The sequence below is a fragment of the Streptomyces indicus genome, from assembly GCF_900100315.1.
Lineage (GTDB): Bacteria > Actinomycetota > Actinomycetes > Streptomycetales > Streptomycetaceae > Streptomyces > Streptomyces indicus.
The window spans coordinates 161,561-177,294 of record NZ_FNFF01000010.1 but is presented as its reverse complement, the minus strand read 5'-3'; the positions used below and the strand labels follow the sequence as shown (position 1 = coordinate 177,294).

Sequence of the window (15,734 nt, the reverse complement as noted above, 5' to 3'; positions counted from 1 at the left end):
CATCCCCGGCAACCAACCACCGGCTGCCTGCGTCTTCCCCCGGAACAGAGCCGCCGCGTACGTACGGGAACAGGTGGCCGAGGGCACATCAGTGCCCCGTTCGGCCGCACTACAGTGGGTCGGAACACAAGGAACGTCAGGAACAGAGATCGACGATCGACAGGGAGCGCATGACGTGCGGCCGGTAGGCAGCAAGTACCTGCTCGAGGAGCCGCTCGGACGCGGAGCCACGGGCACCGTCTGGCGTGCGCGCCAGCGTGAGGCGGCGGGCGCGGAGGCGGCCGTCCAGGGCCGGCCCGGCGAGACCGTCGCGATCAAGGTCCTCAAGGAGGAGCTGGCCAACGACGCGGATGTCGTGATGCGCTTCCTGCGCGAGCGCTCCGTGCTCCTGCGCCTGACGCACCCCAACATCGTGCGCACCCGCGACCTCGTCGTCGAGGGCGATCTCCTCGCGCTCGTCATGGACCTGATCGACGGCCCGGACCTGCACCGCTACATCCGGGACAACGGTCCGATGACCCCGGTCGCCGCCGCCCTGCTCACGGCCCAGATCGCCGACGCGCTCGCGGCGAGCCACGCCGACGGCGTGGTGCACCGCGACCTCAAGCCGGCGAACGTGCTGCTCAGGGACGACGAGCGCGGCATGACCCCGATGCTCACGGACTTCGGCATCGCGCGCCTCGCGGACTCCCCGGGCCTGACCCGCACCCACGAATTCGTCGGTACGCCGGCCTACGTCGCGCCCGAGTCCGCCGAGGGCCGTCCGCAGACCTCCGCCGTGGACATCTACGGCGCGGGCATCCTGCTGTACGAGCTGGTCACGGGCCGTCCGCCGTTCTCCGGCGGCAGCGCCCTGGAGGTCCTGCACCGCCACCTCGGTGAGGAACCGCGCCGCCCGAGCACCGTGCCCGAGCCGCTGTGGACCGTCATCGAGCGCTGTCTGCGCAAGAAGCCCGAGGAGCGGCCGAGCGCCGAGAACCTGGGCCGTGCGCTGCGCGTGGTCGCCGAGGGCATCGGCGTGCACGCCAACTCCGCGCAGATCGCGGCCGCCGAGGGCGTCGCCGCGCTGCTCGCCCCCGACCCCGCGCCCGCGGCGGTCCCGGCCACCCCCGGAGCCGCCGACCCGACGCAGGTGCTGCCGCACGGCGCGGGCTCGTACGGGCAGAACGATCCGAACGCGGCGACCAATGTGCTGCCGCACACGGGCGGCCCCACGGGCCCCGACGCGGACCCCACCTCCGTGCTGCCGAACCGCGGCGCCGCGGACCCGACCGCGGTGATGCCCCCGGTGCCGCCGGGCGCCCCGCAGGGCGCGGGCCCCGACGACCCGCATCCGTGGCAGAACCAGATGCGCGCGGCCCGCGACCGCAACGAGCAGACGCAGGTCCAGTACCTCGACCCCGCGCAGGACCCGCTGCGGCGCCGTCCGCAGCGCCAGGTCCAGCGCGGCCAGCAGCCGCAGCAGCGCCCGCCGCAGGGTGCTCCGCAGGGCTACGGATATCCGCAGCAGGCACCGGCCCCGCAGCGCCAGCCGCAGCGGTACGCCCCGGCGCCGCAGCCCCAGCAGCAGCCGCAGCGCTACGCTCCGCCGGCGCCGCCCCCGCAGCAGCCGCGCCCGCCGCGTGAGCCGCGGCAGCGCAGCGCCAACCCGATGCGGATCCCCGGGCTCGGCTGCCTCAAGGGCTGCCTGTTCACGATCCTGATCCTCGTGGTGGGTGCCTGGCTGATCTGGGAGCTGAGCCCGCTCCAGGACTGGATCGGCCAGGGCCGCTCGTTCTTCGGCCAGATCGGGCACTGGTACGACACGGTCTCGACCTGGGTCGAGGACCTGGGCGGCACGGACGGCGGCACGGGTGGCGCGTCCGGACAGTAAGGACGTACTGCGGCGCTTCCGGGCCGTGAGGACGGACAGCTGCCGATCACGGCGAACGCAGAGGCCGGGGCATGGCGCCCCGGCCTTCTGCGTTGCCAACCAGCCCGTGACATCATGGATTTGTCGACACCTGGCGGGTGATTTCCCTCCGGGAAGTGAAGGTTGGTGCCGAAGCCGCGTAGCTTTGTGGGCAACAGGAGCCCGTAGGAGCAGTCTTGGCACGGAAAATCGGCAGTCGGTACACCGCCCACCAGATCCTGGGACGCGGTTCCGCCGGCACGGTCTGGCTCGGTGACGGCCCCGAGGGGCCGGTCGCGATCAAAATGCTGCGCGAGGACCTCGCCGCCGACCAGGAGCTCGTCGGCCGTTTCGTGCAGGAGCGCACCGCGCTGCTCAGCCTCGACCACCCGAACGTGGTCGGCGTCCGCGACCTCGTGGTGGACGGCAACGACCTGGCGCTGGTCATGGACCTCGTCCGCGGCACCGACCTGCGTACCCGGCTCGACCGCGAGCGCCGGCTCGCCCCGGAGGCGGCCGTCGCGATCGTCGCGGACGTGGCGGACGGTCTGGCCGCCGCCCACGCGGCCGGCATCGTGCACCGGGACGTCAAGCCGGAGAACGTGCTGCTCGACATGCAGGGCCCGCTCGGCCCCGGCGGCTCGCACCCCGCGCTGCTCACCGACTTCGGCGTGGCCAAACTGGTCGACTCCCCGCGCCGCACCCGCGCGACCAAGGTCATCGGCACCCCGGACTACCTGGCCCCCGAGATCATCGAGGGCCTGCCGCCCCGGGCCGCGGTCGACATCTACGCCCTCGCGACCGTTCTCTACGAGCTCCTCGCGGGCTTCACACCCTTCGGCGGCGGCCACCCGGGCGCGGTCCTGCGCCGCCATGTGACCGAGACCGTCGTGCCGCTGCCCGGCATCCCGGACGAGCTGTGGCAGCTGATCGTCCAGTGCCTGGCCAAGGCCCCCGCGTCGCGGCTGCGCGCCTCGGAGCTGGCCGCGCGCCTGCGCGAGCAGCTCCCGCTGCTCGCGGGCATGCCGCCGCTGGACGTGGACGAACCCGAGCCGGAGCACACCGAGGAGCCCGAGGCGGCCTTCCCGCCCAGCGCCCCGGAGGCCCCGCGCCGCGGCGCCGTCCCGCTGGTGCCGGGCTCGACCCCCGACTCCAACCGCGACACCCACACCTCGATGCGCGTCCCCGGCCCCGACGAGCTGGCGGGCGGCGCCCGCGGCACAGCCCGCGCACCCCGCGCCTCCGGCGCCCCGCGCCCGGGCTCGGCCCGCCACCGCGCGGCCGCGGCCCGCCGCCGCCGGATCGTCCTGTCGACCTCGGCGGTGGCGCTCGCGGCGGCGATCGGGGTGGGGGGCTGGCTGGTGGTGTCCGGGGACGACGAGCCGCCGTCGGACGGCAACCCGTCGGTTTCGGCCACGCCGTAGCAGTCCGGCCCCGCCGGCGTTCGAGGCGGTCCGAGCGCAGCCCGGATGCGGGGGTGCAAGGGGGAGTCACCCGCACCCGACGAACGCACCCCGAGCCCCCGGTACCCTGTTGAGGTGGCAGTCGTCGATATTTCCGAAGAGCTCAAGTCCCTCAACGCGACCATGGGGTCCATCGAGGCCGTCCTGGACCTCGACAAGCTGAGGGCCGAGATCGCCGATCTCGAGGAGCAGGCCGCGGCCCCGTCCCTGTGGGACGACCCGGAGGCGGCTCAGAAGATCACCAGCAAGCTCTCGCACCTTCAGGCCGACGTCCGCAAGGCGGAAGCCCTCCGAGGCCGCATCGACGACCTCGCCGTGCTCTTCGAGATGGCCGCGGAGGAGGACGACGCGGACACCCTCGCGGAGGCGGAGTCCGAGCTCGCCGACGTCAAGAAGGCGCTGGACGAAATGGAAGTCCGCACGCTCCTGTCCGGTGAGTACGACGCCCGCGAGGCGCTCGTGAACATCCGCGCCGAGGCCGGCGGCGTCGACGCCGCCGACTTCGCCGAGCAGCTCCAGCGCATGTACCTGCGCTGGGCCGAGCGGCACGGCTACTCGACCGAGGTGTACGAGACCTCGTACGCGGAAGAGGCCGGCATCAAGTCGACCACCTTCGTGGTCAAGGCCCCCTACGCCTACGGCACCCTCTCCGTCGAGCAGGGCACCCACCGCCTCGTGCGCATCTCGCCCTTCGACAACCAGGGCCGCCGCCAGACCTCCTTCGCGGGCGTCGAGGTGCTGCCCGTCGTGGAGTCCAGCGACCACGTCGAGATCGACGAGTCGGACCTGCGCGTGGACGTCTACCGCGCCTCCGGGCCCGGCGGCCAGGGCGTCAACACCACCGACTCGGCGGTGCGCATCACGCACATCCCGACCGGCATCGTGGTCTCCTGCCAGAACGAGCGCTCGCAGATCCAGAACAAGGCCAGCGCGATGAACGTGCTCCAGGCCAAGCTCCTGGAGCGCCAGCGCCAGGAGGAGCGGGCCAAGATGGACGCGCTCAAGGACTCCGGCTCGTCCTGGGGCAACCAGATGCGCTCCTACGTCCTGCACCCGTACCAGATGGTCAAGGACCTCCGCACGGAGTTCGAGGTCGGCAACCCGCAGTCGGTGCTGGACGGCGACATCGACGGGTTCATCGAGGCGGGCATCCGCTGGCGCAAGCAGCAGGAGACGCAGAGCTGAGGCAGTCCGGGGCCTCGCCCCGGACCACCCGATCCACCCGGGACATCAGGCCTGGAGCGCCAGCCTGAGCTGCTCGTCCTCCACGATCCGGCGGGCCAGCTCCGGGTCCGAGACGTCCACCGCCTCCGGCACCGTCTCGGCCACCTCGCTGCGCCGCGCGTACGCGTCGAACTCCTCCTGCTTCGCGCGGTGCATCTCCAGCAGCCGTACGTCGATGCTGTCCGCGGCCAGCAGCCGGTGCACCTGCACCCGCCGCACCTGGCCCATCCGGTGCGCCCGCGCCACCGCCTGGGCCTCCAGGGCGGGACTGATCTGCGGTTCGCAGAGCACCACGACCGAGGCCGCCTGAAGGTTGAGCCCGGTGCCCCCGGTCCGTATCTGCGCGAGCAGCACCGCGTGGCCGGGCGCCGCGGTGAACTCGTCGACCAGCGCCTGCCGTTCGTCGGCCGGCACCGCTCCGGTGACCGGTCCGAGCGCCGCGCCGTCGAGGGCCGCGGCGACCGCGCCGAGCACGTCGAGGAAGCCGGAGAAGACGACCACCTTCAGCTCGTTGGCCGCCGCCTCCGCGATCAGCTCGCGCAGCCGGTGCAGCTTCGCCGAGCGCGCCGGGTCCGCGTACGGCGCCCGGCGCATCGCCATGAAGTTCCCCTCGGCGACCGCCCTGCGGTACGCGGCACGGTCCGTGTCCGAGAACTCCTCCCACTCGTCGGCATGGATCACCCCCGGCAACTCGCCCAGCACATCGGGCTGATTGCGCCGCAGATAGCTCGGGGCCACGGCCGCGCGGAACGCCCGCGAGTCCTGCGCGCCCGCCCCGTACTCGAGCAGCCGCGCCTCACGCGACTGCAACTGCCCGATCAGGGAACGGAATTCGCCGACGCGGTGCTCCATCGGGGTGCCGGTGAGGAACAGCACGTGCCCGGTCGAGGGCCGCCGGATGAGCGCGGCCAGCGCCTCGGCCCGCCTCGTCCGCGGGTTCTTCACGTACTGCGCCTCGTCCGCGACGACCATCGCCAGCGGCACCTTCGGTATCTCCAGACCGCGCAGCACGTCGTACGTGGTGACGAGCACCCCGCCGCCGTCCTGCCAGGCGCGGACCGCGCCGAAGCGGCCGCCGCCGTGCGCCCGGTGCGCGGTGAGCGAGCTGCGGTGCTCGATCTCCCGTATCCAGTTCAGGAGCACGCCCACCGGGCAGACGACGAGGAAGTGCCGCCCCTGTCCCGTGGCCTGGAGATGCGCGAGCGCGGCCAGGGCCTGGATCGTCTTGCCGAGCCCCATCTCGTCGCCGAGCAGCACCCGGCGCCGCGCCAGCGCGAAGCGTGCGCCGAACGCCTGGTAGCTGCGCAGGGACACGTGGAGCAGCGACTCGTCCAAGTGCTGCGCCCGGACCTCCTCGGCGATCGAGGAGGGCACGAACCCTTCGGCGGACTCGCGGTCCTCGGGCAGGTCGGCGACCTTGCCGAGCACCGTGTAGTACTCCGCGGCCCGCACCTGGAAGTCCAGCCAGGCCCGGTCGGCCGGCTCGGGGCCGCGCAGCAGGTCGGTGACGGCCTGGTCCAGCTGCAGCCGTACGTCCTCCGCCGCGGCGTCCGCGCAGGTCTGCCGCACCCGCAGCAGGGCGTCCCGCGCCGCCGTCCGCCGCTTGGTGCCGGTGAGCAGCCACTGCGCCCGGGAGGCGGCGGGCGCGGCCGCGTGCAGATCGGCCTCCAGGGCCTCGCCGGTCTTGCGTGCCAGCGCCACCGCCGCCGGCACGCCCGGTCCGGCGAGCACCATCCGGTTCAACGCCCGCACCAGCGCGGTGTGCCGCTCGTCCCCCTGCGCGTCCACATCGATCCGCACCGCGACGCTCTCGGCCGCCGCGCGCGCCAACTGCCCGGCTGCACTGTGCAGTTGACCCGCCGTCTGCGCGCCGATCCCCGGCAGCTGCCGCAGCGCGTACGCCTCGGCCTGCCGCACCTGACCCACCGAGCCGAACCCCGCCGCCTCCAGGGCCCGCAGCGCGGCCTCGCGCACCTGTCCGCGCGTCACCTCCCGCAGCGCGGCCAGGGGCAGCCCTTCGAGCTCCTTCAGTACGCAGACATCCGCGAGCACCTCGTAGGCGCACCGCACCTCCCGCTGGGCCGCCTCCTGCTCGCGCAGCACCGACCGCGCGGCACCGAGCAGTTCACGCCCGGCCCGCAGCAGCGCCCTGGCCCGCCCGCCGACGGGTACCCGGCCGTCGTCCGCTGTCACCCTGCCCCCCCGTCGTCGGCGGCATCGCCGCTGCGTTCCGTCGGCCCTCTTCCCGACTGCATTCATCGTTGCAGGCAGCTCTGACAACCGGGCCCCGTCGCGCGGCTTTTCGCCGGAGCACACGGGAAACGTGTGGAGAAGATGGGGGATCGGTCACAGTCATGACGCTCTTGCCGGGCAAGTGATCATGAAACGGACATCCTGCACGAAGTGACCTTGACGTAACTCTTAACTCTGGACAGGCTGCTGCGCAGCATGCGTATGTCTGGGGCGGGTGTGAACGGGGCACGCGGGACGGGCCCTCGCTGAGGCGGTCCCGTACGAGAACAGCAAACCCCGCCGGGCCGTGGCCCCGGATACGGCTGCTCCATTGACGAGAACAGCTACTGGGGGTAGCAGGCAGATGACGAAGAAGACGCGGATCCGCGTTGCGCGGATAGCCGCCGGCGCCGTGATCGCGGCCGGTGCGTCGCTGACCGCGGCGGGTGTGGCTTCCGCTGCGGATCTGATCGACCTCAATGTGGGCCCGGTGAACGTAAACGTCAGCGCGGGCGAGGCGGGCGAGCCGGAATGCCCGGGTGACCCGGACTGCCCGGAGCTGCCCACGACTGGTGGCGGTTCGACGACGGGCGACACGACGACCGGTGGTTCGACGACGGGCGACACGACGACCGGTGGTTCGACGACGGGCGACACGACGACCGGTGGTTCGACGACTGGTGGTTCGACGACGGGCGACACGACGACCGGTGGCTCGTCGACTGGTGGTTCGACGACGGGCGACACGACGACCGGCGGTTCGACGACTGGTGGTAACGGCGGTTCCGACAACGGTGGATCCAACGGCAACGGCGGTTCCAACGGCAACGGCGGTTCCGGCAACGGCGGTTCGGCCGACGGTGGTTCGGACAACGGCGGCTCCGGCAACGGCGGCGGCTCCAGCACCGGTGGCAACGAGGCCGACCCCGACAACGAGGGCAACCAGCCCGTCGAGCAGGGCGGCAAGGAAGGCCTCGAGGACACGGGCACCGCGCCGGCCGAGACCGGCCAGGGCGGTGGCGAGCTCGCCGAGACCGGTGCGGCCGAGACCACGTTCCTGCTGATCGGCGCCGCGACCATGATCGCGGGCGGCATCGGCTTCCGGATGCTCCCGCGTCTGGTGTCCGGCCGCAACGCCGCTGCCTGAGCCACAGGCACAGCGCACGTAGCGCAGAAGGGCCCGGAGCCGATCGGCTCCGGGCCCTTCCGCTGTCCGTACGGCGGCGGCGTATGAAGGCGGCGGTCCGTAAGACGTGGGACCGCCGCGAAGATCAAGCAGTCGCCTGATGCGCCACCAGCGCCATCGCCGCGACCACCATCACGAGCAGCGCTATCAGCGTCACCGGGTTCAGCCCGCCGAAGGCGCCCTGCTGCTCCAGACGCTCCCGGTTCGCCCGGCACACCGGGCACCGGCCCTCGCTGACGGGCGCAGCACAGTTCGCACACACCAATCGGTCATAGGTCATGCGTCCTGTCCTCCTCCCGCGCGGGGCCCGCTCGAAGGGGCTCACCGCACTCAACGCTCGCGGGAACGTGGCGGTTCCCCCTACCACTGTGCCAGCTTCGCCACGATTCGGCGCGCCCCACCCGGAACGCACCGCTCAAGGCCTGGTCGCGCGCCTGTCCCGTACCAGCCCGTACCCGTCCCGCATGGCCCGTACCCGGAAGAACTCCGCGACAAATCGCACATCCCACGCGCAACCCCAGGCGCCCCCTGCGCCGCGTACCCCGCTTCGCGTATGGTCACGCACACCTACCCCCGGCGACTCGTGGTGCATCCGTGATCCGATTCGACAACGTCTCCAAGACCTACCCCAAGCAGAACCGCCCCGCACTCAGGGATGTCTCCCTGGAGATCGAGCGCGGCGAGTTCGTCTTCCTTGTGGGGTCATCCGGCTCCGGAAAGTCGACGTTCCTGCGCCTCATCCTGCGCGAGGAGCGGGCGAGCCAGGGCCAGGTGCACGTGCTCGGCAAGGACCTGGGCAAGGTGTCCAACTGGAAGGTGCCGCACATCCGGCGCCAGCTCGGCACCGTGTTCCAGGACTTCCGCCTGCTGCCGAACAAGACCGTCGGCGAGAACGTGGCCTTCGCGCTGGAGGTCATCGGCAAGCCCCGCGGCACCATCCGCAAGACGGTCCCCGAGGTGCTCGACCTGGTCGGCCTCGGCGGCAAGGAGGACCGCATGCCGGGCGAGCTGTCCGGTGGTGAGCAGCAGCGCGTGGCCATCGCCCGCGCCTTCGTGAACCGCCCGATGCTGCTCATCGCGGACGAGCCCACCGGCAACCTGGACCCGCAGACGTCCGTGGGCATCATGAAGCTGCTCGACCGCATCAACCGGACCGGCACCACCGTGGTGATGGCGACCCACGACCAGAACATCGTCGACCAGATGCGCAAGCGCGTCATCGAGCTGGAAGGCGGACGCCTGGTGCGCGACCAGTCGCGCGGCGTCTACGGCTACCAGCACTGAGACACACGCGCCCCCCCGGGCACTGAGAAGAGCACTGAAAGGACGCCATGCGCGCCCAATTCGTCCTGTCGGAGATCGGCGTCGGTCTCCGCCGCAATCTCACGATGACCATCGCGGTGATCGTGTCGGTGGCCCTGTCGCTCGCGCTGTTCGGCGGTGCCCTGCTGGGTCTCAAGCAGGTCAGCGTGATGAAGGGCTACTGGTACGACAAGGTCAACGTCGCGATCTACCTGTGCAACAAGGGCGACGCCGAGTCCGACCCCAACTGCACCGAGGGCGCCGTCACCGCGGCGCAGAAGAAGGCCATCGAGACCGACCTGAAGAAGCTGGAGCCCGTGGAGCAGGTCATCCACGAGGACAGCCAGGAGGCCTTCAACCACTACCAGGACCAGTACGGCAACTCGCCCCTCGCGCAGAGCCTCACGCCGGACCAGATGCAGGAGTCGTTCCGCGTGAAGCTGGACGACCCGGAGAAGTTCAAGGTGATCTCCAGCGCCTTCACCGACCGCCCGGGCGTGCAGTCGGTGCAGGACCAGAGAGACACCGTCGACAAACTCTTCGAGCTGCTCAACGGCATGAACATGGCGGCGCTCGCGCTGATGGGCCTGATGCTGGTCGTCGCCCTGATGCTGATCGTGAACACCGTCCGCGTCTCGGCGTTCAGCCGCCGGCGCGAGACCGGCATCATGCGCCTGGTCGGCGCCTCCAGCTTCTACATCCAGCTGCCGTTCATCATGGAGGCCGCGTTCGCGGGCGTCCTCGGCGCGTTCCTGGCGAGCGTGCTCCTGGGCGGCGGCCACTACTTCATGATCGACCACGGACTCAACCTCGCGGACAAGATGCCGCTGGTGAACTTCGTCGGTCTGAACGACGTGTTCGCCGTCCTGCCGTTCGTCATCGTGATCGGCCTGCTGATGCCCGGCTTGGCCGCGTTCCTCGCGCTGCGCAAGTACCTGAAGGTGTGAGACATGTCCAGGGCGCCGTACGGTCAACCGGCCGTACGGCGCCCTGCGTTGTCCTAGACTCGCCGACATGTCCGGCCCCGAGAGCCTCTTCAAGAGGCCCCGCAGCATCCGCCGCGGGGCCGGCCTGACATTCCTCTTCGCGGGGGTGCTCGCCGCCGGCGCCGCGACCGGCTCCTTCGGCTCCGAGCCGGACCATCCGCCCGCCCCGCCCGCGCGTTCCGCCCCCGTAGCCCAGGACGTCTCCGAGGCCGCCGCCGAGGCGCTGGCCGACGGCAAGTCGCCCACGGATGCCGCCCGCGAGGTGGTCAGCCGCAGCGGCGACCGCTGGGGGAAGGTCTACGACGAGGAGGAGTACGCGGAGTTCGAGCAGGCGCTCGACGGCGAGTACACGGGCGTGGGCCTGTGGACCCGGCGCGGGGACGGCGGCCGGATCGAAGTGGCCGCGGTCCAGCACGGCGGCCCCGCCGACAAGGCGGGCATCCACGAGGGCGACCGGCTGCGCTCCGTCGACGGCCGACGCGTGGACGGCAGCTCGCCCGCCGAGGTCGTACGGCTGCTGCGCGGCGCGGAGGACGCGGGCCCCGGCAGCGAGGTCACCCTCGGCCTGGAGCGCGGCAAGCGCACCTGGACCAGCACCCTGCGCCGGGCGACCCTCGCCAAGCAGACCGTGTCCGTACGGGACTTCGAGGACGGCACCCGCCTGGTGAAGGTGTCCGCCTTCACCAAGGGGTCGGGCACCGAGGTCCGCAAGGCCGTGGAGGCCGCCCCCGCCGGGCACGGCATCCTGCTCGACCTGCGCGGCAACTCCGGCGGCCTGGTGGCCGAGGCCGTGGACGCGGCCTCCGCCTTCCTCGACGGCGGGCTCGTGGCCACGTACGACGTACGCGGCGAACAGCGCGCCCTGCACGCGATCCGCGGCGGACAGACCTCCAGACCCCTGGTCGTGCTCGTCGACGGCGGCACGATGAGCGCGGCCGAACTGCTCGCCGGAGCCCTTCAGGACCGCGGACGTGCGGTCGTGGTGGGTTCGCGCACCTTCGGGAAGGGGTCGGTCCAGATGCCGACCCGGCTGCCCGACGGCTCCGTGGCCGAGCTGACCGTGGGCCACTACCGCACCCCGTCCGGCCGCGGCGTCGACGGCCGGGGCATCACGCCGGACCTCGTCGCGGACGAGGACGCGGAGGCGAGGGCCCGCACAGTATTGACTGGCCTCGGACCCCCCTCGTAGTGCGAAAATGGCCAGCACTATGGCCAAGATGAAGCAGACCCGGAAGTCCGAGGCGAAGGACAAGGGACCCGAGCGCAAGCTCGTCGCGCAGAACAAGAAGGCGCGGCACGACTACCACATCCTCGACACCTACGAGTGCGGCCTCGTGCTCACCGGGACCGAGGTGAAGTCGCTGCGCCAGGGGCGCGCCTCGCTCGTGGACGGCTTCGTGCAGATCGACGACCACGAGGCCTGGCTGCACAACGTGCACGTCCCCGAGTACGCCCAGGGCACCTGGACCAACCACGCCGCGCGCCGCAAGCGCAAGCTGCTCCTGCACCGCGCCGAGATCGACAAGCTCGCGTCCAAGCTGCAGGAGACGGGGCACACGATCGTGCCGCTCGTCCTGTACTTCAAGGGCGGCCGCGCCAAGATCGAGATCGCGCTCGCCAAGGGCAAGAAGGAGTACGACAAGCGCCAGACGCTCCGCGAGAAGCAGGACCGGCGCGAGGCGGACCGCGCGATGTCGGCGGCGAAGCGCAGGGAGCGGGAGTAGCTCCCGGGGACCGCTCGTCGGGCGCGGAAATAAGTTGGCCTCGGCCGACGTTGGTCACGTACGATGGGTCTGCACCCCACAGCGGGTGCGCGGATCTCCGGATCCACCTTGAAAAATCAACATGGGGATGATCGGTTTCGACAGCGGATGTCGAAGCAGGGGAAGCGTGTCGAGGAAGCGGCAATGATCTCGTTAACCATATGTCGCAACCAATAATCGCCAACACCAAGCGCGATTCCCAGTCCTTCGCCCTCGCTGCCTGATAACAGCGACTGAAGGACCCTAAATGGGTGTCAGCCCGGGGATGTTCCCGACCCGGATCCTGGCATAATCTAGGGAACTAAACCATTTCTCCCGGTCACGGGGAGAAATGGGAAATCAAACAGTGACTGGGCCCGTCGGCGACTTGTTCGCGTGATCGCCGGGGCCGAGAAAATCACAGCGAACTGCACACGGAGAAGCCCTGATTCTGCACCGTTGGACGCGGGTTCGATTCCCGCCATCTCCACCACCCCATGTGGCCCCTGACCTCCGACTTTGTCGATAGGTCAGGGGCTTTTTGCGTGTCTTGGGTGCGAGGGCGAGGGCGTATCCAAGCTTCAGTCCCGGTGCAGCGTCAGTGCGCTGACATGCGGTTCTCTCCTTGACTCTGTGACCACGACACGTACCCGTCGGGTCGTCGTGGGCTCTTCCAGGTGCTGGTAGCGCTGGAATCCGATCCGGGCGTCGATGTCAGGGATCACCCTTCCTTTCTCGTTCCATGTGGTGGTGGTGAGCCGACGCCAGCTGCCCTGACGGCTGTCCCAGGCCTCGATCCTGTACGACTCCACGCGCTGCCCGTGACGGGCGACGTCCTCACGCAGACCGATCCAGTTGAAGGTGGTGGGGCGGGCCAGCCGGCGTTCGATGATCCTGCCGTCCGCGGAGACCGAGGTGCGGGCGGTGCCCGCCACGTCATTCCCGAAGACCCGGGAGATTCGCTGCCTCAGCCCAAGGGCCCGTTCCTCCTGGTCCTCGGGGATGCGCCCGGAACGGTCAGGCCCGAAGTTCAGGAGCAGGTTCGCATTGCGGCCCACCGACGCGACGTAGATGTGCCAGAGCTGTTCCGGTGACTTCTGTTGCTCTCCTGGATTCCAGGACCAGTTGCCGCCCGCGGACATCGGCACGTCCACCTCGGTCGGCATCCAGACCAGATGGGTCGCGCCGTCCCAGGTCTCGCGGTCACCCGGTGCTCCCGCGGTGAACTGAGGAACTCCGGTGCCGGGCTGGTTGCGGACCGCGATGGTGGACCACTCGCCGCCGACTCGCGCGAAGCCTTGTTCGTTGCCGACCCACCGGAGGCCCCATCCGTTGAACACCGGGATGCCGGGCTGGAGTGCCTCTGCCAAGGACCACCAAGCTGTGGTGTCGAATCGCTGGGTCGGGTCGCCGGTCACGCCCGGGGGCGGGACGAATGCGTCCCGTGAATCGTTCCGGGGGGTGTGCGAGGTGACGTACTCGTCGAGCCACCACTCGCTAACCGGCCCGTACTGGGTGAAGATCTCGTACAGCTGGCGCAGAAAAAGGCAGTTGTACTCGTCGGTACGGAAGGTGAAGGAGGGCCGCCCCGGGGCCCGTCGCTCAGGTACAGGGCAGGCGCGGTTGCCCTTGACCTCGCTGTAGCCGTAGCGGGGATATCCCTTCTTCCAGCGGCTTCGTTCGACGTTGAGTTCATGGCGGTTGGGAGGCGAGAAGTAGAAGCCGACCGAGAGGCCGGCGCGGCGCATGGAGTCGGTGAACTCGCGCAGTACGTCGCCCTTGCCATTGCGGTACGGGCTGCGCGCGACCGAGTAGGTGCTGTATGCGCTCGGGTACAGGAGGAAGCCGTCCCCGTGTTTGACGGTGAGGACCACGTGCCGGTACCCGCCGGCCCGGAGCACGCGGGCCCACTGGTCCGTGTCCAGGTCCGACGGATTGAAGACGGTGGGGGACAGGCGCCCGTCGGGCTGAGGCTTGTCAACGAACGTGCGGGTCGTGAAGTGCACGAATGCTGTCAACTGTTGGCGCTGCCACATCAGTTGCGTAGCGCTCGGCACCACACGGGCCGCCTTGCCCTCACGTACCCGGTCGCTCTCCCCGGGGGCCAGGGAAACAACAGGGCTCCGCCGGATTTCGGGGTCTTCGTCTGCCACGGCGGGGGCGGAGAGCAGGAGCGCGCAGGCGACGGCGACGGCTCCGCGCACCGTCCGCGAGTGCACCGCCCGGATCCGCGGCCTGCTGGTGCCGAAAGCCAGGTGATCGACCATTCGATCACGTTGTCAGGACCCGTGCGCGTAGCCTCCGCTGTCCATCGTGCCTCCGGCGAAAGCCACCGGTTCAGCGGACAGGCGGCCACCCGGAAGGTTCGGCTTCGGTCTACGGGATGCAAATGCGCGCCGAACCCCGGAGTCGGCCTGTCTCGATTTTCCCGGGCGCTGTCCGCGCAGGACCGTGGCTACGCGCGACGCCGCACCTCCATGAAGAAGCAGCCGAACTCCACCGCCCTGACGTGCACGACCGCCACCGCGGGGTCCGTGAGGGCCTCGGTGAGGGCCTGTTCCATGTCGGTGGCCTGCTCGCGCGGGATCTCGATCAGGCGGCCGCCGAGGATGCGGCCGTCGGCGTCGTAGGAGCGCAGGACGCGGCGCGGGCCGTGCAGGGCGGCCGGGTAGCTGTGGCCGGGCGGCGGGCCGGGGCAGTCGTCGGCGTGGATGAAGACCGGGCCGCACTCGTCGTAGGGCCCGGGCTCGGCGCCGGTCTCGCGGGCCCAGCGGCGCAGCGGCGCGTACGAGACGAGCGTGATGCGCTCGCCGGGCGTGCTGCGGCGCAGGCAGCAGCGCAGGGGTGCGCCGCCTTCGGTGTCGGTGACCGGCTCGCGGAGCTGCCCGGCGTCGTCGCGGGTGCGGAGTTCCTTGAGCACGGTCGCGTCGATCGCCCTGATCTCGACTGTCTGCGTCGTCGTCATGGATGTCAGCATCCGTGCGGGGCGCAATCGGTGCTGGCGGAATTCGGACGCCGCATTGCGGTTTCTTTCAGTGGTCGCTTTCCGTGGTTGCCTTCAGTGCACCATGCGGAACGCCACGTATACGGGATAGGTGTACGGCTCGACGCGATAGGCGTGGAACAGGGCGTGGAAAGTCGCCCGGGCGCCGAGGGCGAAATAGAGCAGGCCGCCCGCGGCCAGGGCGATCAGCGCCGTCATGGCGATCGGCGAGGCCGTCGAGGTCACCAGGGCCCCCACCAGGCACACCGCCCACACGCTCCAGACGATCAGCTGCGTGAGCGCGAAGTTCAGGGCCGTCGTGGCGTGGGCGCGGTTGTGGGCGTCCCTCGCCGTGGCCTTCAGGCACAGGGCCGGGATCCAGGCCAGGTACGGGAAGCCCGTCAGCAGGCACAGCACGTGGGCGGCGTGGCTGAACAGGGCCCCGGAGGTGTCCGGCATCGCGGGTGCGGAGGGCCTGGGCAGGGAGGCGGGGTGAGTAGTCATGGGCGTGCTCCGTAGTGCTGTCCTTCGGTGGCCGGGGCGCGGGAGTGTCCGGGGGCCGGATATCCGGGGGCCGGGTGGCCGGGGCGCCGTCGGTGACGTGCTTCCAGCGTAGGAAGGGGCTGTTGCGGCAATAGGGACGGTTTGTAACGGATGGCGCGCGGTGGGGCGGCGGTCCGGCTGCGGGTGGGCTGCCGACGGGAGGACCCGCACGCCTTCTGTTG

13 protein-coding genes and 1 other RNA gene are annotated in these 15,734 nt (G+C 70.7%); 9 read left to right on the top strand and 5 right to left on the bottom strand.

Annotation, left to right across the window (positions count from 1 at the left end):
- Positions 1–175 precede the first annotated feature (175 nt).
- From BLT97_RS24015 to prfB, 3 genes are all read left to right on the top strand, one after another.
- The gene (locus tag BLT97_RS24015; RefSeq protein WP_093613573.1) at positions 176–1,873 is read left to right on the top strand and encodes a serine/threonine-protein kinase; all 1,698 of its coding nucleotides are present in this window, start codon (positions 176–178) and stop codon (positions 1,871–1,873) included.
- A 215-nt stretch (positions 1,874–2,088) separates the two neighbouring features.
- The gene (locus BLT97_RS24010; protein ID WP_093613571.1) at positions 2,089–3,315 is read left to right on the top strand and encodes a serine/threonine-protein kinase; all 1,227 of its coding nucleotides are present in this window, start codon (positions 2,089–2,091) and stop codon (positions 3,313–3,315) included.
- 114 nt (positions 3,316–3,429) lie between these two features.
- Positions 3,430–4,539: a peptide chain release factor 2 gene (prfB, locus tag BLT97_RS24005; RefSeq protein WP_093613569.1), complete on the top strand. Its 1,110-nt coding sequence runs from the start codon at positions 3,430–3,432 to the stop codon at positions 4,537–4,539.
- A gap of 45 nt (positions 4,540–4,584) precedes the next feature.
- On the opposite strand, the gene BLT97_RS24000 is transcribed toward prfB, so the two are convergent.
- On the bottom strand, positions 4,585–6,771 hold the full coding sequence (locus tag BLT97_RS24000; protein ID WP_245769515.1) for a DEAD/DEAH box helicase: 2,187 nt from the start codon (positions 6,769–6,771) through the stop codon (positions 4,585–4,587).
- 403 nt (positions 6,772–7,174) lie between these two features.
- On the opposite strand from BLT97_RS24000, the gene BLT97_RS37975 reads away from it, so the two are divergent.
- Positions 7,175–7,957, top strand: a complete 783-nt coding sequence (locus tag BLT97_RS37975) for a hypothetical protein (protein WP_093613565.1) — start codon at positions 7,175–7,177, stop codon at positions 7,955–7,957.
- Between the two features lie 124 nt (positions 7,958–8,081).
- Here the strand turns inward: BLT97_RS37975 and BLT97_RS23990 are convergent, their stop codons facing one another.
- On the bottom strand, positions 8,082–8,276 hold the full coding sequence (locus tag BLT97_RS23990) for a hypothetical protein (RefSeq protein ID WP_093613563.1): 195 nt from the start codon (positions 8,274–8,276) through the stop codon (positions 8,082–8,084).
- A gap of 314 nt (positions 8,277–8,590) precedes the next feature.
- On the opposite strand from BLT97_RS23990, the gene ftsE reads away from it, so the two are divergent.
- From ftsE to ssrA, 5 genes are all read left to right on the top strand, one after another.
- On the top strand, positions 8,591–9,280 hold the full coding sequence (gene ftsE, locus BLT97_RS23985; RefSeq protein WP_093613561.1) for a cell division ATP-binding protein FtsE: 690 nt from the start codon (positions 8,591–8,593) through the stop codon (positions 9,278–9,280).
- 47 nt (positions 9,281–9,327) lie between these two features.
- Positions 9,328–10,245 (top strand): permease-like cell division protein FtsX, encoded by a 918-nt coding sequence (gene ftsX, locus BLT97_RS23980; protein ID WP_093613559.1) that lies wholly within the window; start codon positions 9,328–9,330, stop codon positions 10,243–10,245.
- 67 nt (positions 10,246–10,312) lie between these two features.
- A complete protein-coding gene (locus tag BLT97_RS23975; RefSeq protein WP_093613557.1) occupies positions 10,313–11,473 on the top strand; it encodes a S41 family peptidase in 1,161 nt (386 codons plus the stop codon).
- A gap of 19 nt (positions 11,474–11,492) precedes the next feature.
- Positions 11,493–12,008: an SsrA-binding protein SmpB gene (smpB, locus tag BLT97_RS23970; RefSeq protein ID WP_093613555.1), complete on the top strand. Its 516-nt coding sequence runs from the start codon at positions 11,493–11,495 to the stop codon at positions 12,006–12,008.
- Between the two features lie 123 nt (positions 12,009–12,131).
- Positions 12,132–12,519: a transfer-messenger RNA gene (ssrA, locus tag BLT97_RS23965) on the top strand.
- 88 nt (positions 12,520–12,607) lie between these two features.
- On the opposite strand, the gene BLT97_RS23960 is transcribed toward ssrA, so the two are convergent.
- The 3 genes from BLT97_RS23960 to BLT97_RS23950 form a co-directional block, all read right to left on the bottom strand.
- Positions 12,608–14,032 (bottom strand): alpha-L-fucosidase, encoded by a 1,425-nt coding sequence (locus BLT97_RS23960; RefSeq protein WP_176953876.1) that lies wholly within the window; start codon positions 14,030–14,032, stop codon positions 12,608–12,610.
- Between the two features lie 449 nt (positions 14,033–14,481).
- Complete coding sequence (locus BLT97_RS23955) at positions 14,482–14,991, bottom strand: DUF1203 domain-containing protein (protein WP_093613551.1); 510 nt, start codon at positions 14,989–14,991, stop codon at positions 14,482–14,484.
- A gap of 93 nt (positions 14,992–15,084) precedes the next feature.
- On the bottom strand, positions 15,085–15,513 hold the full coding sequence (locus tag BLT97_RS23950; RefSeq protein ID WP_093613549.1) for a magnetosome magnetite crystal formation protein family: 429 nt from the start codon (positions 15,511–15,513) through the stop codon (positions 15,085–15,087).
- Between the last annotated feature and the right edge of the window lie 221 nt (positions 15,514–15,734).